At 34.2% G+C, this 23,739-nt stretch carries 18 protein-coding genes; 10 read left to right on the top strand and 8 right to left on the bottom strand.

Annotated features, from left to right (window positions below):
- Positions 1-132 precede the first annotated feature (132 nt).
- The 5 genes from FLA105534_RS15835 to rpe all read left to right on the top strand — a co-directional run bounded on the left by FLA105534_RS15835 (position 133) and on the right by rpe (position 7,835).
- Entirely contained in the window at positions 133-2,868 is a 2,736-nt protein-coding gene (locus tag FLA105534_RS15835) for a TonB-dependent receptor (protein WP_173967093.1), read from the top strand.
- A gap of 6 nt (positions 2,869-2,874) precedes the next feature.
- A complete protein-coding gene (locus FLA105534_RS15840) occupies positions 2,875-4,101 on the top strand; it encodes a DUF4249 domain-containing protein (RefSeq protein WP_173967094.1) in 1,227 nt (408 codons plus the stop codon).
- Positions 4,089-5,825: a hypothetical protein gene (locus tag FLA105534_RS15845; protein WP_173967095.1), complete on the top strand. Its 1,737-nt coding sequence runs from the start codon at positions 4,089-4,091 to the stop codon at positions 5,823-5,825. The genes FLA105534_RS15840 and FLA105534_RS15845 overlap by 13 nt, the downstream gene beginning before the upstream one ends.
- Positions 5,826-5,947: 122 nt before the next feature.
- Positions 5,948-6,811, top strand: coding sequence for a sigma-70 family RNA polymerase sigma factor (locus FLA105534_RS15850; RefSeq protein WP_007804760.1), 864 nt, complete (start codon positions 5,948-5,950; stop codon positions 6,809-6,811).
- 361 nt (positions 6,812-7,172) lie between these two features.
- Positions 7,173-7,835 (top strand): ribulose-phosphate 3-epimerase, encoded by a 663-nt coding sequence (gene rpe / locus FLA105534_RS15855; protein ID WP_173967096.1) that lies wholly within the window; start codon positions 7,173-7,175, stop codon positions 7,833-7,835.
- An 88-nt stretch (positions 7,836-7,923) separates the two neighbouring features.
- On the opposite strand, the gene FLA105534_RS15860 is transcribed toward rpe, so the two are convergent.
- Positions 7,924-8,763, bottom strand: coding sequence for a helix-turn-helix domain-containing protein (locus FLA105534_RS15860; protein ID WP_173967097.1), 840 nt, complete (start codon positions 8,761-8,763; stop codon positions 7,924-7,926).
- An 83-nt stretch (positions 8,764-8,846) separates the two neighbouring features.
- Here FLA105534_RS15860 and FLA105534_RS15865 point away from each other — a divergent pair, with 83 nt between their 5' ends.
- Positions 8,847-10,370, top strand: coding sequence for an MFS transporter (locus FLA105534_RS15865; protein ID WP_173967098.1), 1,524 nt, complete (start codon positions 8,847-8,849; stop codon positions 10,368-10,370).
- Between the two features lie 11 nt (positions 10,371-10,381).
- On the opposite strand, the gene FLA105534_RS15870 is transcribed toward FLA105534_RS15865, so the two are convergent.
- Together FLA105534_RS15870 and FLA105534_RS15875 are read right to left on the bottom strand one after the other, a co-directional pair.
- Positions 10,382-11,164 carry a DNA/RNA non-specific endonuclease gene (locus tag FLA105534_RS15870; RefSeq protein ID WP_173967099.1) on the bottom strand — a complete coding sequence of 261 codons (783 nt, stop codon included), beginning with the start codon at positions 11,162-11,164 and terminating at the stop codon, positions 10,382-10,384.
- A 105-nt stretch (positions 11,165-11,269) separates the two neighbouring features.
- The gene (locus FLA105534_RS15875) at positions 11,270-13,453 is read right to left on the bottom strand and encodes a carboxy terminal-processing peptidase (protein ID WP_173967100.1); all 2,184 of its coding nucleotides are present in this window, start codon (positions 13,451-13,453) and stop codon (positions 11,270-11,272) included.
- Positions 13,454-13,654: 201 nt separating this feature from the next.
- Here FLA105534_RS15875 and surE point away from each other — a divergent pair, with 201 nt between their 5' ends.
- From surE to FLA105534_RS15895, 4 genes are all read left to right on the top strand, one after another.
- Entirely contained in the window at positions 13,655-14,434 is a 780-nt protein-coding gene (gene surE, locus FLA105534_RS15880) for a 5'/3'-nucleotidase SurE (protein WP_173967101.1), read from the top strand.
- A gap of 328 nt (positions 14,435-14,762) precedes the next feature.
- A complete protein-coding gene (gene lpxB, locus FLA105534_RS15885) occupies positions 14,763-15,881 on the top strand; it encodes a lipid-A-disaccharide synthase (protein ID WP_173967102.1) in 1,119 nt (372 codons plus the stop codon).
- Between the two features lie 12 nt (positions 15,882-15,893).
- Positions 15,894-16,379: a C40 family peptidase gene (locus tag FLA105534_RS15890; RefSeq protein WP_173967103.1), complete on the top strand. Its 486-nt coding sequence runs from the start codon at positions 15,894-15,896 to the stop codon at positions 16,377-16,379.
- 46 nt (positions 16,380-16,425) lie between these two features.
- Complete coding sequence (locus FLA105534_RS15895; protein WP_173967104.1) at positions 16,426-18,465, top strand: ComEC/Rec2 family competence protein; 2,040 nt, start codon at positions 16,426-16,428, stop codon at positions 18,463-18,465.
- Positions 18,466-18,602: 137 nt separating this feature from the next.
- Here FLA105534_RS15895 and FLA105534_RS15900 read toward each other — a convergent pair whose 3' ends face one another.
- From FLA105534_RS15900 to FLA105534_RS15920, 5 genes are all read right to left on the bottom strand, one after another.
- On the bottom strand, positions 18,603-19,049 hold the full coding sequence (locus FLA105534_RS15900) for a thioredoxin domain-containing protein (RefSeq protein WP_173967105.1): 447 nt from the start codon (positions 19,047-19,049) through the stop codon (positions 18,603-18,605).
- A gap of 271 nt (positions 19,050-19,320) precedes the next feature.
- A complete protein-coding gene (locus FLA105534_RS15905) occupies positions 19,321-19,773 on the bottom strand; it encodes a thioredoxin domain-containing protein (protein WP_173967106.1) in 453 nt (150 codons plus the stop codon).
- A gap of 224 nt (positions 19,774-19,997) precedes the next feature.
- Entirely contained in the window at positions 19,998-20,465 is a 468-nt protein-coding gene (locus FLA105534_RS15910; protein WP_173967107.1) for a thioredoxin family protein, read from the bottom strand.
- A gap of 51 nt (positions 20,466-20,516) precedes the next feature.
- Positions 20,517-22,001: a peptide MFS transporter gene (locus tag FLA105534_RS15915; RefSeq protein WP_173967108.1), complete on the bottom strand. Its 1,485-nt coding sequence runs from the start codon at positions 21,999-22,001 to the stop codon at positions 20,517-20,519.
- A gap of 14 nt (positions 22,002-22,015) precedes the next feature.
- The gene (locus FLA105534_RS15920; RefSeq protein WP_173967109.1) at positions 22,016-23,674 is read right to left on the bottom strand and encodes a peptide MFS transporter; all 1,659 of its coding nucleotides are present in this window, start codon (positions 23,672-23,674) and stop codon (positions 22,016-22,018) included.
- Positions 23,675-23,739: the final 65 nt, after the last annotated feature.

Consider the following 23,739-nt stretch of genomic DNA (forward strand, 5'->3'; position numbering starts at 1 on the left):
GTTTCAGGATAATAAAAGAAAAATAAATGATTTTTATCTTATGTATAGAAATTTAAAGAAGGAAGATGCTGTACTATTTATGAAAAACCTCCTGAAATACATAAATAACTAAAATCTGTAGCAATTATCCAAATGAGAATACTTACCCTTCTTTTATTATTTTTCGGTTTTAACCAATTCATTTATTCGCAAGATCAAAAAATCAATATCAATTACAGCAATATCAATCGGGTTGAAGTTTTAAAAAAAATTGAAGCTTCAACAAATTATAAATTCTACTTTCAAAATGAATGGATAGACAATAACGTCTTAATATCCGGAGATTACTCCAATAAAACATTACAAGAGGTATTAAACAAAGTTTTTGAAGATACTGAGCTTAATTTCTTTATCACCAAGAACAAAGTCATCTTAACGAAGAACAGTATCATCTATGACAAATTTCAAAATGATAAAGTTAAGACCGTTAATATCCCGATCTTTTTTCAACAATACGACTCTGTTACAAAAAACAAAACAGATCAGAGCACGCCTATTGCATTAATCGGAAAGGAAACGATCGACAGTGATACGGATTTCTATACTATTTCGGGACATATTACCGACTTGAAAAATGAAAAGTCTTTAGCGGACATAACGGTAAAAGCAAAAAACACTACAGCAACAACCATTACAAATGCACAGGGATTTTATAGTCTAAAACTACCTGTTGGATTGGCAACAATAGAAATCGAGTCGATATTATATAATAATACGACCCGAAAAATAATGATCTACAGCGATGGTACTCTGGATTTCTCTCTAATCGAGAAAATAAACCAATTAAAAGAGGTAGTCGTAAAAGGAAAAAACAGTCAGAACATAAGAACTGCCATAACAGGAGTTACCACCATTGAAGCCGAAGGTGTAAAAACGGTTCCTTTGGTTCTTGGAGAAAGAGATGTTTTAAAAATTGCACTAACCATTCCCGGAATTAAAACTGCCGGAGAAGGTTCCTCAGGCTTTAATGTCAGAGGAGGAAAAGAAGATCAAAACCTGATGCTACTGGATAACGGAACGATCTACAATCCTTCTCACCTTTTTGGTTTTTTCTCTTCTCTTAACCCTTATACGATCAATAAAGTTGATATTTACAAAGGAGGTATCCCATCCGAATTCGGCGGCAGATTATCGTCTGTTTTTGATATTACCTCTAAAAACGGAAACACTGAAAAATTTTCAGGAGAAGGAGGTATTGGCCCGGTTACGAGTAATCTTACCGCCTCAATCCCGGTTGTAAAAGGAAAAGCAAGCTTATTAGTAGGCGGTAGAGCAACTTACTCTGACTGGATCCTCAAAACCTTAGACGACGAAAACCTAAAAGACAGCCAGGCTTCTTTTTATGATTTATTTGCGAAATACAGTCACAAAATAAACAAAAACAATTCCGTTGAAGGTACTGCATATTATAGCAAAGACAAGTACAGCATTACCCCTGACTCCTTGTACCAATATAGTAACCGTCTTATTTCTTTAAAATGGAAACACGCTTTCAACGAGAAAAACAGCAGCGAACTTAATGTTTCCAATAGTGAATACAAATTCAGTATCGACTATGAGTCTGTTAATCCTGAATCGTTCATTTTCAAATACAAAATAAACGAAACTCAGGCAAGCCTTAAATTCAATAGCGAAGTTAGTAGTAAACATAAATTCACTTATGGAATATCAAGCAAATTATACAAAGTTAGTCCCGGCGAACTCAATCCAAATGGAGGATCTTCAATCGTAAATCCTATAAAAGTTGATGACGAAAAGGGGCTGGAGTCAGCTTTGTTTTTCTCAGATAAATATAAAATCACTGAGAAGTTATTATTAGACGTTGGAGCACGATATTCTTTATATGCCGCTTTAGGAGCATCTACTCAGAAAATTTACCAGGAAGGTGTACCCATGACTCCTTCAACGGTTGTAGAAGAAAAAACGTATGGCAACAATAAAGTAATCACTACTTACGGAGGTTTTGAACCCAGAGTTGCTTTACGTTATATATTTGATGAAAGCTTATTTGTGAAGGCCGGTTTCGATAAAAACTATCAGTACATCCATTTATTAACCAATAACACTACCCAGTCGCCTACCGATACCTGGAAATTATCTGATTTGAACGTTAAACCTCAAAGCGGATTACAGTACTCTCTGGGTATTTTTAAGAAACTGGATTATAAAGATATTGAGTTAAGCCTTGAAGGATATTACAAAACTTCTAAAAACATACTGGATTACAAAGTTGGAGCGAACTTACTCTTAAATAAAGATCTTGAAACCGAGTTGCTTCAGGGCAATGGGAAAGCTTACGGTGTAGAGTTTTTACTAAAAAAATCAATCGGAAGACTTAATGGCTGGCTTGGTTACACCTATTCCCGAACTTTTATAAAGTTGGACAGTCAATTTAACGATGAAAAGGTAAACAACGGAGCGTACTTTCCAACTAACTTTGATAAACCGCATGACGTAAGTATTGTCATGAATTACAAATTTACACATCGTTATAGCTTTTCTTCGAATTTTGTGTATCAAACCGGAAGACCCATAACCTATCCTATTGGAAAATACAATTACAATGGTGCCGAATATACACTATACAGCGATCGAAACAAATACAGAATACCGGACTATTACAGATTAGACATTGGGATAAATATTGAAGGCAACCATAAAATAAAAAAATTAGCACACAGTTTCTGGAACATTTCAATTTACAATGTTTTAGGACGAAACAATCCTTATTCTATCTTTTTCGTAACAAAAGATGGGCAGCTGAAAGCCTACCAAACCACAATCTTTTCTGTTCCGATACCAACAATTACTTATAATTTTAAATTTTAAAAAGTTATGAAAAAGATCTTACTCTTTGGACTTCTTATAACGATACTCCTCTCGATGATAGTTGGATGTACAACACCATACTCCTATCAAACCAATGGATTTGAAGATGCTCTTGTAATAGAAGCAACTATTACAAACGAATTAAAAAGTCAGCAGATTAAATTATCCAGAACCTATAAACTTGAAAGCAAGAAACCAATCTTTGAAAGTAAAGCAGTGGTATATGTAACAGATGATCTGGGTAATAAGTACGATTTTCAGGAAAAAAATGAAGCGTATGTTTCCCTGAATCCGTTTCAGGCCAGTCCTGACAGAGCCTATCAATTGCACATCCTTACAAAAAACGGAAGAAGCTACGTCTCGAATGAGGAGAAACTGCCACAACAAACTCAAATCGAAAAATTAGAAGCAACAGCAGTAACTAAAAAAGGTGTATTAGGAGTTGAAATTACTGTAAACAGCAACGATCCAACAAACAAATCCCGATACTACAGATACGAATACGACGAAACGTATAAAATTATTGCTCCTAAAGCTTATTCGAAAAAAGCCGTTGCTGTTTTTTTTCCTCCAGGCTCCAATCCAAAAGGACAAATTGTATTTGAAGACAGGACAACAGAAGTTAGAATTTGTTATTCAGATAAAAAATCTAATGAATTAATTCTAACCAACACTAACCAACTAAGCGAGGATAAAGTAACTGATTTTCCAATTAAATTTATTAGTAGTAAAGACCCAATGATCAGAAGCAGGTACAGCATATTAGTCAAACAATATGTTCAGAATCTTGCTGCTCATACTTTTTATGAAACATTAAAAGATATATCTGACATTGGGAGCATTCTGTCACAAACCCAACCCGGCTTTTTTTATGGAAACATAAATCCTGTTGACAATCCAGGCGAAAAAGTGATTGGATTCTTTAATGTGTCCTCCTATTCCGAAAAAAGACTCTTTTTTAATTTTACCGATCTTTTCCCAAAAGAACCAATCCCTAAATATCAATATGATTGTCCCTCTCCAGTTCCTGAAAATGAAATAGACCAATTTTACTTTAATTATTGTTTCAGTTCTTCAGCTGAATGTCAGGGGAATGATATCCTTGACCTAATCAAATCAGGAATTAAAGTTTATTTTCCTAACGAAACACCTCAGTATCTATTGTATCCCGTAGAATGCGGAGATTGCACTTCATTTTCATCAAACATAAAACCATCATTTTGGATAGACTAAAATATATAACCATCATAGCTTTAGCAATGAGTTTTCAGCAAATTTCGTTTGCTCAAAAAAACAATGCTACAACTGAGCTGAACGAAATAGACAAAAAGCTAAACGAGTCCATTTACATCAGCACAAACTCCAATTCGTATGTAACCGGGGAATCTTTATTCTACCAGATTTTTTGTATCAATAAAATAACAAACGAAACATCGAAATATAGCAAAATTGCTTACTTACAGCTGATAGACAAAAACAAAACAACAATTCTTACCCATAAATTATTTCTTGAAAATGGAACCGCCAGTAGTGATTTTTTCATTCCAACAACTCTGGAAACAGGAAACTACAAGATAATAGGATATACCAACTGGATGTTGAACAAAGATGCTGCTGAGTACTTTAACATTGACATTTACATCCTAAACCCTTATAAAGACAGGCCCTTAAACACCATTTCTCAAAAAGAAACGGTTTCAACAGAAAGTATAACAGATAAAAACATCTCGTTTAATTTAAAAAACAAAACCTATAAAAACAGGGATTTAGCAGAATTAGAAATCAACACCAATTCTGATGAGTTTGCAAAAGGCAATTATGTGCTTTCGGTACGAAAAGCAGATGGATTTATTGCCCAAAAGAGAACAAATTTTGAGGAACTTACTGCAAATACTGCCGCTAAAAATGTTGAAACAGAAATAAAGAATTCCAATTTTATATTACCGGAATTGCGAGGTGAAATCATTTCAGGGAAAATAAAATCCAGTAACGCAGAAACTAAAAATAAAAAAGTAGCCCTTTCAATAGTAGGCAAAAATTCTGTTTTAAAGCTTGCAAAAACTGACAATGAAGGAAATTTTGTTTTCAATCTCGAAAAACCGAATTCAAATTCAAATGTAATCGTTCAAATTCTTGAGGACAACAAGCAGGATTATACTATTGAAATGGATAAACCGAAAAATATCAATTTTTCGAATTTAAGCTTTCCGGAATTTCAGTTCAATTCAGAATTCAAACAAAACATTTCTGAAAGATTGATTTCCACTCAAATAGAAAATGCTTATTATAATGTTAAAAAAGACAGTACATTAGCTTCTACTGACACTATTCCTTTTTACAACAAATTATCAAAAGAGTTTAAACTGGATGCTTTTACACGATTTCCAACAATGGAAGAAACGATTACCGAGGTTGTAAACGGTGTTTATTTTTCAAAAGACAAAAACAATTATGCCATTCACGTTTACGACTATGATCCTAACTACGAGTCTGCCTTACCCGCTTTAATAGTAGTAGACGGACTAATTATAGAAGACCTGAATGAGCTTTTTCATTACAGCCCTAAAAACATCTATAAAGTCAATGTCGTAAAAGGAATCTACTATTATGGAGCCAAATCTTTTAACGGCGTGGTCTCTTTTACCACTAAAAACGGTGATTATGAAACCAAACTGAAAGGAAACTTTATTTTACGACCTGAACTTTTAAGGCCTCAGCCTAAAAAAGAATATTTTAAGCCCGATTATACCAGCAATAAAAATGAAAGGATTCCTGATTACAGACATCAGCTTTTATGGGTTTCCAACGTTGATTTAAGTGATACTAACTCAAAAACACAATTTTATACCTCAGACGTATCCGGTAAATTTGAAATAACACTAGAAGGATTTTCCACTACAGGAAAACCTGTTTTTATAAAAGAAACTATAGTCGTAAAAGAATCCGTTTCAAATTAGAGGTAAGCAAGTTAAAGAAGAAAAATCAATTAATTTTAAAAATAATTTAAAGTAATTGTAACCTTTTTTCAACTTCTTACGTATAACTACTTGTACACTTAAAAATTGAGGAGACAAAAAACATGAGACAACTTAAAATCACCAAGCAGGTAACCAATCGTGAAACTGCATCATTAGACAAATACCTACAAGAAATTGGAAAAGTTGACCTAATTACCGCTGATGAAGAGGTAGAATTAGCACAAAGAATAAAAGCCGGTGATCAAAGAGCATTAGAAAAATTAACAAAAGCTAACCTACGTTTCGTTGTATCGGTGGCAAAACAATATCAAAATCAAGGATTAACTCTTCCTGACTTAATAAATGAAGGAAACTTAGGTTTAATTAAAGCGGCTCAACGTTTTGATGAAACTCGTGGTTTCAAATTCATCTCTTACGCTGTATGGTGGATTCGTCAATCGATCCTTCAGGCTTTGGCAGAACAATCCCGTATTGTTCGTTTACCATTAAACAAAATCGGTTCTATCAATAAAATCAACAAAATGTATGCTTTATTAGAGCAATCTAACGAGCGTCCACCTTCTGCTGAAGAAATTGCAAAAGAACTTGACATGACCGTAAATGACGTAAAAGAGTCTATGAAAAACTCAGGTCGTCACTTATCAATGGATGCACCTCTTGTTGAAGGTGAAGATTCTAACCTATACGACGTTTTACGTTCAGGAGAATCTCCAAACCCAGACAGAGAACTAATTCACGAATCACTACGTACCGAAATTGAGCGTTCATTAGAAACATTAACTCCAAGAGAAGCTGATGTTGTTCGTTTGTATTTTGGTCTTGGCGATCAGCACCCAATGACTTTAGAAGAAATTGGAGAAACTTTCGACTTAACTCGTGAGCGTGTTCGTCAGATTAAAGAAAAAGCAATCCGTAGATTAAAACATACTTCCAGAAGTAAAATCTTAAAAACTTATCTTGGATAATATCCATAGTTCCAACTATAGTAATTCCAAATTCCGATAATTTTGTTGGAATTTGGAATTTATTGCAAAACTACCTATATTGGACCCGAAAGCAAACAACAGTTTGATTGACTGTTCGTTTTTTGATTGATGATTGAAACTCCGGCTGATTACCGGAGTTTTTTATTATATCATATTTCGAAAAATATTGTTTAACCTCAAGGACGCAGCCTATTTTAGATTTTTCATCTAATTTAACCCACATATTCTTTGCTGCTTTTGCAGTTAATCATCTTCATAAAAGAACTTTGCGCTAATCCTTGTGAACTTTGCAATTAAAAAATTTATCTTTGCAAAAAATAACACAACATACAACTACACAATGAAGAATACACTTATTGCTCCTTCTGTTCTTGCAGCTGATTTCGCTAATTTACAACGTGATATCGAAATGATCAATAACAGTCAAGCCGACTGGTTTCATATTGATATTATGGACGGAGTTTTTGTTCCGAATATTTCTTTCGGAATGCCGGTTTTAGAAGCGATTTCAAGACATGCAAAAAAAACTATAGATGTACATTTGATGATTGTTGACCCGGATCGATACATCAAAACTTTTGCAGACTTGGGCGCAAATATCTTAAGCGTACATTATGAAGCCTGTACCCATTTGCATAGAACACTTCAGGCCATTAAAGCCGAAGGAATGAAAGCAGGAGTTGCAATTAACCCACACACTAATATTGATTTATTAGAAGATGTAATCAACGATATTGACTTAGTATGTATTATGAGTGTAAATCCAGGTTTTGGAGGTCAATCATTCATCGAAAACACTTATGCTAAAGTAGAGAAGTTAAAAGCCTTAATCACACGTAAAAATGCTTCTACAATTATTGAAATTGATGGTGGCGTAACCAGTAAAAATGCAAAACAATTAGTAGAGGCTGGTGCCGATGTTCTGGTTGCCGGAAGCTTTGTCTTTAAAGCCGAAAATCCAACTCAGACTATTGCAGAATTAAAAGCTTTGACTAGCTTCTAAAGACTTAAAAAAAATAACAAACCGGCAGATTTTAAAACCTGTCGGTTTTTTTATGTCAATTCTAAAAATAGATTTTTGAGCAAAAAGATCAATTCAACAAAGCCTTAGCTTTTCTATATCCTGTTAAACTAATGTTTCTGTGCTTTTTAAAAAATTTATTAAGATGACTTTCATCAGAAAAACCAAATTCATCTACAATCTCATTAATCCTCATATCACTAAAACTTAACCGATGTTCTATCAATCGGATTTTATAGTTTGAGACAAAAGACTGAATCGTCTCTCCACAATGGTTCTTAAAATAGCTTCCCAAATAAGTATCTGATATATCAAATTTCCCCGCTATAACTGACACTTTTATTTTTTGAGGAAAGAAGATATTCTCCTGGATGTAATTAATAATTTCTAAAATTCTTTTATCTGCACTCTCTTTTATCCCTAATGGTTTTATTTTCGCAATGTTTCGGGCGGCAATGACAACAAGCGCATTTACATAGTGAATGATTAAATCTTCATCATAAATATCTGTATTGTCCATCGTATAAACTAGTGATTCTACTATCGATTTAACAAGATATTCATCGGCTTTTCGGTTCAAAATACAGCCTGATAAATGTGATGCATAATGAAATAAGCATTCGATATGATCGATACTTTTTGATTTATATTCCTTTGCATATTCGCTGCTAAGCTTCACCAGCAAAAAATCTGTTGTAGTAATAATGTCAAATCTATAGTAATCATTTGGTGTTAGCAACATTAAATTTCCGGTCTGATACGAAATTGCATTTCCATTAATATGGAGAAAACCAGACCCAGAAATAACATATACCATCTGAAAAAAACTTAACTGCGAATTGACCAACGGACATTGATCGACCCTTTTATAAATCACTTCAACTGATTGATGCATATTTTCTTTTCTCATACTGCAAAAGTACTCCTTTAACCTTTAATTGTACTGAAAAAATAACTACACTCAGTTTATTTTTGCTAAAAGTTAAATACAAAATGAAACAAAAATTCTATTCCGGTAAAAACAACATCGTATTGATTGCCATCTGCCTCGCCAATTTAATGTTTTCTCTTGAAATTTCAAGTGTGCCTGTACTGTTACCAACGCTTGAAAAAGTACTGAGTGCCAACCTCAAAGACATGCAATGGATTATGAATATCTATACCATAGGCTGCACCACTGTTTTAATGGCTGCCGGTACGTTGGCAGATCGATACGGGCGAAAACGGATTCTTATGATTACCATCATTTTATTCGGAATCTCGTCCTTAATTTGTGGCTTGGCCCAAAATGTAGTTTTATTAATAATAAGCCGTTTTTTTCAAGGAATAAGCGGAGGCGCAATGCTGATCTGTCAGGTTGCCACATTATCACATCAATTTCAGGCAGGCAAAGAACGCAGCAGGGCTTTTAGTCTCTGGGGAATTATTCTTGGTATCGGATTAGGTTTTGGCCCTATAATTGGCGGGACAATACTGGCCATATTATCCTGGAAATGGATATTTTTAATACATTTTCCAATAGCCATTCTTGCTGCGATTCTTGTTTACGGTTATGTAGATGAATCTAAAGATCCTGATGCAAAAAAAATAGACCTCTGGGGTATGATTACCTTATCTGTTGCCGTTTTTGGGTTAACTTACTTTATTACACAGGGACCAGATCTTGGTTTTACAAGTTCTACTGCTTTGGGTGTTATAGCAATTGCAATACTAAGCTTTATTACATTTATTGGGATCGAAAAAACAAATCCTTATCCTATGTTTGATTTTTCGGTATTTAAAATACGTGAGTTTTCTGGCGCCATTCTTGGTTCTATAGGTATGAATTTTAGTTTTTGGCCCTTTATAATTTATTTACCTATTTATTTCCAAAGCTATCTGAACTACGATGTTGTAGCTGTTGGTCTTTCTCTACTCGCCTATACGCTGCCAACATTGGTCATTCCTCCTTTTGCAGAATATCTCTCTTCCAGATTCCGTTCTGGAATTGTAATTCCCCTAGGTTTGTTTGTGATAGGGCTGGGTTTTATCCTTATGAAATATGGCTGTAGTGCAGAAGATGCAAGCTGGCTGACCATGCTTCCTGGATCTTTACTGGCCGGTATTGGATTAGGACTAACAAACACACCGGTTACTAATACCACTACAGGCTCAGTTTCCGCAAACCGTTCCGGCATGGCATCAGGAATAGACATGAGTGCCAGATTAATCACTTTATCTATTAATATTGCCTTGATGGGCTTTATTCTGGTAAACGGAATTTTCTCTTCTTTAAAGACTGCCTTTTCGGGAGTTGCAGATCAAAAAACACTGCATGCTATTGCTGAAACAATAACCGTAGGTAACTTTTCTTCTCATAATCAATACCATACATTAGATTTTTCACCATCTATTTTACGCTCAGCTCTTTCCTATGGCTTTGAGATGGTTTTATTGTATGGAGGAATTGGCGTTTGGATTTTAGCTTTTATGAGTTTCATGCTATTTAATCCGGTAAAACAAAAAAGGAATATCTAATATTCCGTGATTTAGAAATCTTTGCTATTTGACAGATTCTTCACATTCGCAAAGAAATCAATTCCGGTCATTTTCTCAAGAGTTTCAATCGGAACTACAAAATCATAAAGTGACTTATCGCTATCCTTATTCGGAACCAAAAAAGCGATTACCTTATGCTCTTTTCCGGTTTTAGTTAAAATGATTTTATAAAAATATTTAGGAACAGCGACCTTTTCTGTTCCTATTTTTTTGTCCGAATCTTTCAAAATTCCGCCTGTCACAACATAAATATCGTTGTACTTTTCAGCCCAGTAACGTGTTTTTTGTTCCAATCTGTTCCAGATTCCGCTATTGAAATCGTGATCCTGAGGCGAAATATTTGAGGTATAAAATGTATCGTTATAAGCACTCTCGTTAAACTCCATATCTCCGGCCGGGCAAAGATGCCCTTTATCATAACCTGACTTTTTATAATTCCTCCAATCGGCAGAACCCGTTGTCACTTTTGGGTCTTCAATAAAATAAGGACGTTTATAGTCGGCATTTTTTAAATATTCCTTTTTTAATTCATAAGCAACCCACTCTGCCTGTTCGAATTTTTCATTGTAGGACAGGGTGTAGTATTTGTGCTTTACAATTTGTTTGGTGGTAGAAGTTGGCAAATACGCAACTGTGAATATAGAATCTGTACTACTTTGGTTTGCAACAAACGGGGCCTGCTGCTGCTGAGGCAATTTTTCACTTTCGTTGCTTTCTTTTTTACACGAAAACAATACCAATCCCAATACACCCCAAACGATATAGTTTTTCATTTTTCTTCAATATTTAGTTGCTAAGAAGCCTGTTAAATTACAAAAAAACGCTCCAAAAAATATACTTTTTGGAGCGTTTTCTTAACAAATTAATCCTTTAAGAAATTAAGATTTCACTAATTTATCCCTTTTGATTTTAGTGGTGTTAGTATTTTTTACCACACTTTTAACTTGTAAATCATCTAAAACATTCAATGCTTCTTCAACATAAACATCTTTCGATAGTGCCTGATGCCAAGCATCTCTTTTTTCTTTTAGCGTTGCATCGCTTTTCATTTCAAGCTCTTCGTAAGGCAATGATTTAAAAACCAGACTATTTTTATAATCAGAAATTGGTTTGTATTTTTTACCTTCATTCTCTACCTGCTCCTGAGTAGCTTTGAAACTTTTGATATTTAAGCTATAAGTATTCTCTTTATTCTTAACATCAATCCATTTCGCATTGTCTTCAATTAATTTAAATTGCGCATTTTGAGCAATTCTGTTTCTACTACTTTCAATTGCTTTGTTGAAATTTCCATTTGAATGCCATGTACTGTAATCAGCCGGATCTATTTTATCCCACGGCATCGCATTGTCAATATCACGCTCTCCCATTTTTAAGTAAGCATAACGATCCGGCATTACCACATCACTATGAACTCCTTCTAACTGAGTTGAACCTCCATTGATTCTGTAAAACTTTTGTCCTGTAATTTTCAAAGCACCCAGATCTCCATAATTTGCGTTACGCACAAACTGATTTAAATCCAGTACATTTTGAACAGTTCCTTTTCCATAGGTTTGTTTACTACCAATGATCACTCCACGTTTGTAATCCTGAATTGCAGCAGCTAAAATTTCTGAAGCCGAAGCCGAGAAGCTGTTTACCATGATTACTAATGGACCGTCCCACTCGACTTTTTTATCTTTGTCGTATAGCACTTCTTTCTTTTTTCCTGCCGATTTTACCTGAACGATTGGTCCTTCTTCAATAAACAATCCGGCAATATCAACTACAGTTGATAAAGATCCACCTCCATCGTCACGCACATCAAGTACGATACCATTTATATCTTCTTTTTTAAGCCTTTCGACTTCAAGAGCAATGTCTTTCCCGGCATCACGACCGTCTTTATTTTCAAAATCAATATAAAATTTAGGTAAATAGATTACACCGTATTTCAATCCGTTTCTTTCTACAATACTCGATTTAGCGTACGTTTCTTCAATTTCAACTACATCTCTTATTATAGAAATTATCTTAATAGAACCGTCTACTTTCTTAACAGTAAGTTTAACCTCTGTTCCTTTGTGTCCTTTAATTTTTTTCACAACATCATCCAAACGCATTCCAACAACATCTACAGGTTCTTCATTTCCTTGTGCAACTTTCAAAATTAAATCTCCAGCTTCAAGCTGTTTTCCTTTCCATGCCGGACCTCCGGAAATTAACTCATCAATTTGAGTAAAATCATTTTTCTTTGTCAGTCTTGCACCAATACCTTCTAATTTCCCACTGATGTTAACATCAAAACGATCTTTATCTTCCGGAGCAAAATAACTGGTATGCGGATCAAAACGCGTCATTATTGAGTTTACATATACCGAAAACCAATCTTCCTTATTCAGATCTTTAATCAAACTAAAGTTGTCATCTAAAGATTTTAATGAACTTTCACGAGTTTCTTTTTCTAAAGTTTCAAAAGTTTTGTCCTTATAATTAGGATCTGTTTTCTTTTTATCTTCTTCTAATTTTTGTTTGGTTACCAACGAAGAAAGGGTAGACAATTTAATTTGTTTTCTCCATCTTTCGTTAATCTCTGTTGTGTTTTTTGCATACGGCAGTTTATCGTAATCTGCATTAAAAGTTTCATCCACATCATAGTTGAAAGGCTGCGCTAAAATAGTCTTGTAACGTTTTTTACTTTCTTCCATTCGTTTCATCAATCTTGTATAGGTAAGATTGAAAAACGTTAAATCCTTATTCAAAAACTGATCGTCTAATTGCAACTCATATTGTTTGAATTCATCAATATCAGACTGCAAAAAGAATCTCTTTGAAGGATCTAATGCTTCGATATAATCTTTAAAAATTCCTTTAGAAAACTCGTCATTTATTTCTGCCGGACTGTAATGTCCTTTTTCAATAACAAATGCTAATAATTCCAAAAGTGTTTTATCTCTATTCGGGTCCGGATCTACTGATTTGTCTGCATTTATCTTAAAAGCAAACAAAGTCAATGACAAGCATAATACGGCTATAAGTATTTTATAATTTCTTTTCATAAACTTAATAATAGCATTCATCAAATTTTTTAATCTAAGTTACGGTAAAAACTGTGCCAACAAAGCCAAGCCCGCTATAATTTTTTGTTAAAGATATAAAAATGTTTGATGCACAAAAATCTTCTTTAAATTAGTTGACAAATTTTGTTTTATTTGTTCGCATTCTACCAAAATCTGTCACTACATTTGCTTAATACCCTTATATAACATTACAATTTTAGCATGAAAAATGAGAAACCTCTAATATTAGTTACCAATGATGATGGCATTTTAGCTCCCGGAATCAGGGCTTTAATAAGTGTGATGGAAACGATTGGCGAAGTAGTGGTGGTCGCACCGGACAAACCTCAGAGTGCCATGGGGCATGCCATTACAATAAACAATACGCTGTTTCTTGACAAAATTTCTAAAGGAGAAGATGCTGTAACAGAATACAGCTGTTCGGGAACTCCTGTAGACTGCGTTAAACTGGCCGTAAATGAAATTTTAAAAAGAAAACCGGACTTGTGCGTTTCCGGAATTAATCACGGATCGAACTCTTCTATTAATGTGATTTATTCAGGTACTATGAGCGCTGCTGTAGAGGCTGGAATAGAGGGGATTCAGGCAATAGGTTTTTCTTTACTGGATTTTGACTGGAACGCTGATTTTGAACAGATCAAGTCATTCGTTAAAAAGATTACTTTACAAACTCTCGAAAACAAACTACCTCCCGGAGTCGTTTTAAATGTGAACTTTCCAAAGTTAAAAGAAGAGGAAATTAAAGGAATAAAAGTTTGTCGTCAGGCAAAAGCCTACTACGCGCAAAAGTTTGACAAAAGACAAACTCCATTCGGGAAAGATTATTACTGGCTTACCGGAAAATTCACCAACGAAGATCAGGGTGAAGATACCGATGAATGGGCTTTAGAAAACGGATATATTTCGGTTGTTCCTGTACAGTTTGATTTAACTGCACACCATGCCATGCAACAACTTAACACCTGGAAATTAAACGAATAAAGACATGATTACGGTTTTATAACCGGAATTTTTACTGCTCTACTGGGAAGCTTTTTATTTGTTTCGTTCTTTACAAAATTTGATATTTTAACCAGAATTCAAACGATCAGACAACAAGGATATTCTGGAAAGTAATTACATTCGGAACGATTCTAAATCTGGCCGTGTTTGGTATTTTTCTAAAAACAAACCGGGAATTTATGACTAGAGGCTTTGTTTTAGCTGTCATTGTTCTGGCGATTTCAACTTTGTTTATTTAAATCTTATCTTTGTCCTGCAAAAATTCTTCTGTGTGTAAAGTTGAAAACACACTTTCAAAAAAATCGATATGAAATACTACATAATAGCTGGTGAAGCGTCCGGAGATTTACACGGTTCTAATTTAATGAAAGCATTGTACGAGGAAGATCCTCAGGCAGAAATTAGATTTTGGGGCGGTGATTTAATGCAAAAAGCCGGTGGAACTCTGGTAAAACATTACCGTGAACTGGCTTTCATGGGATTTGTTGAAGTTCTTTTCAATTTGAAAACGATTTTAAACAATATTAAAATTTGCAAAAAAGACATTACAGCTTTCAAACCTGATGTTCTGATTTTCATAGACTACCCGGGTTTTAATATGCGTATTGCCAAATGGGCCAAAGCTTTAAATTACAAAACTCATTATTATATTTCACCGCAAATCTGGGCGTGGAAAGAAAATCGTATTAAGGCAATCAAACAAGATATCGACAAGATGTTTGTAATCTTACCTTTCGAGAAAAGCTTTTACGAAGACAAACATCATTTTCCAGTCGATTTTGTGGGACATCCTTTAATTGATGCTATTCAAAATCAGCCTTCCTTTGATGAAACGATTTTCAGAAAAGAAAACCAATTGGGAGAAAAACCCATTATAGCAGTGCTACCCGGAAGCCGTCAACAGGAAATTACAAAAATGTTGAGCGTTATGCTTAGTGTGGTTGATGACTTTCAGGATTATGAATTTGTAATTGCAGGTGCTCCAAGCCAGGATTTTGAGTTTTATCAGCAATTCATCAGCAATAAAAACATCAAATTTATTTCGAACAAAACTTACGATTTGTTGCGCTCTTCAACGGCAGCTCTGGTAACCTCCGGAACAGCTACTCTGGAAACAGCCCTTTTTAAAGTTCCTGAAGTCGTTTGTTACAAAGGAAGTGCGATTTCCTATCAGATTGCAAAACGCATCATTACGCTAAAATACATTTCGCTTGTTAATTTAATTATGGATGAAGAAGTGGTTACAGAATTAATTCAAAGTGAGTGCAACACCAAACGAATTAAAGAAGAATTACACAAATTGCTAACACCTGATTATCGCGAGAAATTACTAAAAAATTATGACATTCTGGAGCAAAAACTAGGTGGAATAGGTGCCAGTAAAAAAACGGCAAAACTTATTGTTGCTGACTTAAAACACATTTAAATATTTTTTGATTTGAAAAAAGCAACTCTTTTAATTCTCGTCATCGTCCTTTTCGCTTCTTGTAAATCGGCTTCAACAGCGGTAAGCAATAAGGAATCGAAGCGCGAAAACAGGTATACTGTAACTCATTTGATTGAGCACGCAACAGACAATATTGGAGTACGATATAAAACAGGCGGTACGACAAAAAATGGCTATGACTGCTCTGGATTGGTGTTTACTACTTTTGAATCAGAAAACATAAAACTACCCAGAAACTCTTTTGAACAAGCCAAGGTAGGCAGAATTATTAAATTTAATGATGCCCGAAAAGGCGATCTTATTTTTTTTAAAACAAATAGAAGCAAACAGATCAATCATGTCGGACTGATTGTAGAAGTAAAGTCAGACGAAATCAAATTTGTTCATTCTTCCACTTCAAAAGGAGTAATCATTTCATCAACCAAAGAAGCTTATTACCAAAATTCATTTACCCAAATCAACAGAGTAATCGAATAAATAAATTATATTCTTTTTCTTACAAATAATTTAATACTTTTGATTCATGAAAGTATTAGATTTCCCTTTAACTAAAATTACCACTTGGTTTATTTATGGTATTTTAGTTTCGTACTATTATCCGCTAGCATTCTGGATGGCCGTCGCAGCCTTTATTATTGGTCTCATTACTTTTATACTTGTTTATTTTTCGATTCAAAAAAATAAAAAACCACCTGTAATCTTCGGAATAAGCACATATTTTGTTTCGTTTCTTATTGGTGCCGTAACACTTTTGTTTCACTCTGAATCGCTACAAAAATCCAATTATACACATTGCAAAGACGCTTTTAAAGTTCCTCAGACTATAAATTTTGTCATACGTGAAAAATTAAAGGGTAATGCATACAATGATCGCTACAATGCCATAGTCAAAGAGATCAATGGCAAAAATTACTCCGGAAAAATTCTGGTAAACATTCAAAAGGACAGCACTAAAAACCCAATTATAATTGGAAGTATAATAAAAACCAAAACCATTTTACAACGCAATAGTCCAAATAAAAATCCAAATCAGTTTAACTATCAAAAATACCTTTCGGACAAACAGATTTACGCTCAGGTATACCTTAATACAGTAGAAATCGCGGTTAGCAAAAAAAATCAAAAAGACATTTGGTATTATTCAGGTCGGTTACATTCAAGGATATATAACAATCTGAAAAAGGCCAATTTTAACATGACAGAAATGAATGTTGCTCTTGCCCTTATATTGGGGCAACGACAAGAAATTTCAAATGATCTTATTCAGGATTATCAATTCTCTGGAGCCACACACATCTTATCCGTTTCCGGACTGCATGTTGGATTTATTATGTTGTTTATCAGCTTTATTCTAAAACCCGTTCCCAATACACGAAAAGGCTCTTTATTAAAATTAATTTCGATTCTCCTGTCTCTTTCATTTTTTGCGATACTCTCAGGCCTGTCTCCGTCAGTATTGCGCTCTGTCGTTATGTTCTCATTCCTGGCTGTTGGCAACCACCTTAGAAGAGCAGGTAGCATTTACCACACTTTACTTGCTTCGCTGCTTTTAATTCTACTCTTTGAACCTTATTTTCTGTTCGATGCCGGTTTTCAGTTAAGTTACCTCGCCTTATTTTTTATTCTTTGGCTACAGCCTTTGTTAAAAAGTATGTGGTCTCCGAAACTCAAAATTTTACATTTCATCTGGAATGCATTAACCGTTTCCTTTGCTGCACAAATAGGTACCTTACCACTGTGCCTGTATTACTTTCATCAATTTCCGGGATTATTTTTTGTGACCAATATTATCGTAATTCCTATTTTATCGTTTATAATGATCGCAGGAATTATAGTAATGTTTCTTGCTGTTTTTTGCCCTCCTCCCATGCTCTTAATTGAGATATTTGAAAAAAGCGTTTCTCTTTTAAATCTTATGATTCACTATATTGCTTCGCTCGATTGGTTTGTTATACGGGATATTAGCTTTAACTTCTATCTTTTGATCACTTCTTATTTTGTGGTTATTGCAGGCATTATTTGGGGCAAAAAAACCAATTACAACACAACGTTTGCTTTACTGATTTCTATCATCACCTTTCAAATTTCTCTACTTTACACCAAAAGAGAAACAGAGACCAAACTGGAAATGATTGTCTATCACACAAAGAAAAACACTTTAGTATCTCAAAGAAAAGGAAGCACAATCAAGGTGTATTCAAATGATACAGTACCCCTTCAAACATCAAAGGCAACCATTCTAAATTCTTATTTGGTGGGGAATTTCAGCAAATTAGACACTATTACTAAAATTAAGAATATACTGTTTTTTAATGGTAAAAAAATCTTAGTAATTGATAGTTCCGGAATTTATGAAAGTAAAATTCAACCTGACATTCTGATGTTGATTCAATCTCCAAAAATAAACTTAGAGCGTATTTTACAGGAGTTACATCCTAAAATTATAATTGCTGATGGATCCAATTCTTACGTTATTCAGAAAATCTGGAAAAGCAGCTGTAATAAAAAAAACATCCCTTTTCATGCCACAGCCGAAAAGGGATTTTACTCCTTAAATGAATAATTTTTTAATTACTCTAGAAAAGACAAATAAATCTCTTCTTAAGTCCGGGATACTTTGATTGATTCTAACAACAACATTTTCATTTAACAAGTGAAGAAGTGTTACAAAATCAAACAGCTAAACTGATTCTAAAATGCTTATGGATTCAAAATTAAATTCGCATCTGCTATCCATGCTTTTGCGCCACCCTGCCTATAAGGAACCAAACCTAAATTGTTAAAGGTCGTTTTCCCTTTTCTAACGGAAGCCATTAAAAGACATACTTGAGGTAGTTCTGCAATGCCTAAAGCATTTTTTAATTTTAGATTTTGCTCTTTTACCATGTCCGACACAGAATCATCAGACATATCAAGTTTTACTAAAATAACATTGTCACGTGACCATACCGCAAAATCAGGTGTGACAAAAATTTCACTCTGAATCCTCTCCGGTGCCCCAGCGGCAGTAAAAAAAATCAATAAAGGCCGTTTTTGTGAATCACTCGCCATGATGGCATCATTCATATCTGTCTTCCAAATTAAATTTTGGGAATGCAGACCAAACGCACCTAAAAAAAATAATAAGATAAGTAGTTTTCGGGTCATACTAAGTTGGTTTTTTTAAGTAGGTTAATGCGACTAAATTAACATAATATCTTTATCAAACAAGACATATCTAAACAAAAACGATAAAAAAAATAACAGAAACACAAATTCACTAATAAAGTCACAAATTATTAAGAAAATAAAAAAATATCCGGCTTTAATTGACAAAACCACTGATCAACAGAACAAACCGTTCAAAAAAAAATCCCTTCTCACCCGAGAGCAAAAAGGGAATCTACAAATTAAACTAAGAAACTTAATTTAAATTTTATCATTCACTTGGATGTAAAATTGCATTTGATTCCGCAATCCAGGCTTTTGCACCACCAGGTTTATAGGCAATTTTTCCTAAAGCACTAAAAGTAGTTTTATTTTTTCTGATCGAAGCACTTGCAAAACATACTTCCGGTAAGTCCTCAACTCCAAAAGCATTCTTTAATTTTAGTTTTTGCTCTTTATCACTTTCATCGGCAGTACTGTCAGACAAATCAAGCTTTACAAGGATAACATTGTCGCGTGACCAAACCGCAAAATCCGGAGTTTTGAAAATTTCGTTTTGAAGATTTTCCGGTACACCTGAGGCAGTGAATAAAATCAACATGGGTTTTTTCTGTTCATTACTAAGTGCAATTGCATCCGTCATGTTCGTTTTCCAAACTAAGTTCTGTGCCTGCATAAAAATTGAACCGAAAAAAAATAGTAGGATAAGTATTTTTTTGGTCATATTAAATTGGTTTTTGGTTAGAATATCAAGACGAAATTAACATAATATTTTAATTTTCCAATTTTTATTAATACAAAAAATACATTATACATTTTTTTAAACAAAATAAAATATCAAATACTTAATAAGTGTAAAATTGGTAATTCCTTTTTCTTACTAAACAAAAAACTCCTTACCAAAGGGTAAGGAGTTTTTTGAACTATAATTGTAATTGAGTATTTACTTTAAGATTTTTTGGGATGTACAATTCCTTCCGCAACTGTTAACCATGCAGCCGGGCCACCCGCAACATATCCTGTCTGCCCCAATCCTTTAAAATTGACTTTCCCGTCTTTGGACTCAGCACTTGTAAAATAAATGGTCGGAAACCCCTGAATTCCAAATGCTTGCTGCAATTCATTATTCTGATTTTTAAGTTCTGGCGTTTGAGGTGTTCTTCTTGGATAATCGAGCTCAACCAAGACTACATTCTCCGTAGCCCATTTTTTGAATTCAGTTGTTTTTAAAACCTCATTCTGTAAACGAATACACCACCCGCACCAGTCACTTCCGGTAAAGAACATCAACAAAGGTTTTTTCTCCTTATTACTTATTGTTATGGCTTCTTTGACGTCTGTATACCATTTTAGCTCTTGTGCCTGTGTTACAAATGCTCCGGCTAAAAATAGTGTTATTAAAAATATTTTTTTCATATCCTTTTATTTTTCACAAATTTAAACAAAAAAAGAATCGCAAAATGTCGTCTATTTTACTTCTTGCATTAATTTTCTAATAATTGGCGAAATTGCAATTAATATAACCCCTGCAACAAACGAATAAATTGCCAATTGATAATATCCTTCTGTATAAGACTGCAATTTAGAAAGCAATGTATCTCCTGTATTTGATCTTGATATTTCTGCACCTAATTTCCCTGCAAATAATTGCCCGAATGCACTTGCCAGGAACCACAATCCCATCATCATTCCGAATAATCTTTTTGGAGATAATTTGGTAATAATTGACATTCCGATTGGCCCTAAACAAAGCTCTCCAATAGTTGTTATCAAATAAGCAAACGTAAAGACATTTAAAGAAGCTATACCTTCTGAGCTTGCAAAAAACTTAGTTAGATAAAAGATGTAAAAGGAAGCTCCAAGGAATAAAAACCCAATTCCAAACTTAATCAAAGTGTTTGGTTCAATTTTTCGTTTTCCAAGCCAAATCCACAATAAACCAATAAGCGGACTCAAAACAACTACAAAAAAGGTATTAGAACTATTATTGACTACGTTAGGATCTATCGTAAAAAACAACAATTGATCACTCAAATTGTCTTTGGCAAAAAGCGATAACGACCCACCGCTTTGTTCGTATATCGAGTTAAATAACAAATAGAAAAATACAAACAAAAAGGCTGCGAAGAGCTTTTTCTGCATTTTTACATCTCCTAGTTTTATCAATTCATAAACAAAATAGAGAACGGCAATTATACCAATCGTATACATGAAATAATCCGTATAATCGGTATTTTTCACCATTATAAAAATAAATGGCAAACTCAGTATCGATACTGCATACACTATTATTTCACGAATTCTTCTTTTACCTGCATCCAGATGCAATAATGGAGAATCTCCAATTGGGCCCAAATGTTTTTTTGTAAACAAAAAGGTAATCAATCCCAAAAACATCACTATTGCGGCCGACAAAAAGCACAGTTGCCAAGAGTAGTATTTTCCTAAATAAATACACAAAGCACCTCCTAAAAGGCCTCCAACATTTATTCCGGCGTAAAACATTCCGTAACCTGCGTCTCTACGACCATCTCCTTCATGGTACAACTCTCCTACCATTGAAGAAACATTTGGCTTAAAAAACCCTGTTCCAATGATCGAAAACGCAATACCATAATAAAACATCACCTGAGGAGAAAAGGCAATCAAAAGATTTCCAAGAATCATAACGATCCCTCCAAAGAATAATGATTTTTTAAACCCTAATACCTTATCAGCAAAAATACCGCCGATAAAGGTAAAAGCATAGACAAAAGCCTGAATGGCTCCATATTGTAAATTGGCGTGCTCATCTTTCAACAAAAGCTGATCTACCATAAAAAACGTAAGTACGCCACGCATTCCGTAAAAGCAAAAACGTTCCCACATTTCAACAAAAAACAAATACCACAGTTGTCTTGGATAAGTGCCTTCAAAATTTTGAATCTCCTCTAAAGTGATCTTCTCTTCCATTTATTTATAAATAATTAATTAATTCCTTTTTCTTTCATCACTTTATTAAGCTCCTTTACCAAGGCAAACATTAGCACTGTTGCAAACATTAACAATGCAAAATTAACCCAAAAAAAGTTAGCTTTATTATCGTAGGTGTCCCACATACTAGCCAAAACTCCACTTAATTTATTCCCTATTGAAGTAGATAAAAACCAACCTCCCATCATTAAGGATGTAATATTTACCGGGCTTAGTTTAGACACCACCGATAATCCCATTGGACTTAAAAACAATTCTCCTATGGTTATGATTCCGTAATTGGCTACCAACCACCAGACACTCACTTTCTCCGCCCCATCATGACCAATTTGAACGGCAGCTATCATAACTAAAACCGACAATGCAGAAATTAATAACCCAAAGGCTATTTTAGTAGGTGTTGAGGGCTCTTTTTTTCTTGAACGTAAAAAAGAAAAAAAAGCAACAATCAAAGGGGTTAGTATGATCACCCAGGCAGGGTTTATAGATTGACTTAAATTGGTTGCCCACAAATGAACTTTACCTCCTTCTGCGGGAAGTTTCTCTGGCGCAACGTTTCTAAAATATAGCGGATAATTTACTTCTTTCTGAACTTCACCATTTACTTTTTGCAAACGAAACTGATGATCATAAAGTTCTACCGATTCTTTTTTATATTCGACTTCTTTGGCTAATTTTAATTTTCCAACAAGCTGACCCGTTGTTCCGGTAACTTCTCTGTCTGTATAGCGATCTGCCCAAGTGGTAAGCGCTGAGCCATTAAGTTTAAAAACCGCCCAAAATAAAATAACAACACCAAAAATAGCCAACAAAGCTCCTATTGGTCGTTTGTCTTCTGCTTTTGCTTTAAAATAAAGTGATCCGTAAAAGAAAATTATCGGAATACAGGCAAATATAAAGGCATCTGTACTATCTGAACCAAAAATATAACTATCTAAATTTGTTTCTGACGTTACTCCTTTTATCAACCAGCCAATTGCTCCAAAAACAAAAGATGGCAATAAAATAAACAGGATGATTTTGTAAAACGGCATATCGCCTTCCTGTACTCCTTTTTTCTGATCATGGCCTACATAATGTTTTGTACCCAATAAAAATACAATAACACCAATAAACATACCTACACCCGCTGCCATAAAGGCCCAATGCCAGCCTAATAGAATTTGCAGTGCAGCACCAAAGAAATTACAAATAAAACCTCCAACATTAATTCCCATATAGAAAATATTGTAGCCTTCGTCTTTTTTATCTTTATATTCTTCATTAGAATAAAAACTTCCCAATAGTGTAGAAATATTAGGCTTAAAGAAACCATTTCCTACAATCACCAAAGTCATGGCAATATAGAGCACCGTTATATCATGAACTCCCATTAAGAAATAACCAATACCCATTAAGATTCCTCCCAAAACGATCGATTTTTTATAGCCTAAATATCGATCTGCGATAAGTCCGCCAATAAAAGGAGTTAAAAAAACCAATGCGATAAAGGTTCCGTATAAGTCAGAAGCTTCTTTCTCGGTCATAGCAAAACCATCCTTTACATCTTTTAGATATAAAGTAAATATTCCAATCATTAAGTAATATCCAAAACGTTCCCACATTTCAGATAAAAACAAAAAAGGCAATGCTTTAGGGTGTTTTTTCCACATAACTATACAGTCTTTAAAATTAAAATTACCTACAAGCCTAGACCTGTAGGTAATTTTTTATATCT

The sequence above is a fragment of the Flavobacterium collinsii genome (assembly GCF_902804485.1).
GTDB lineage: Bacteria > Bacteroidota > Bacteroidia > Flavobacteriales > Flavobacteriaceae > Flavobacterium > Flavobacterium collinsii.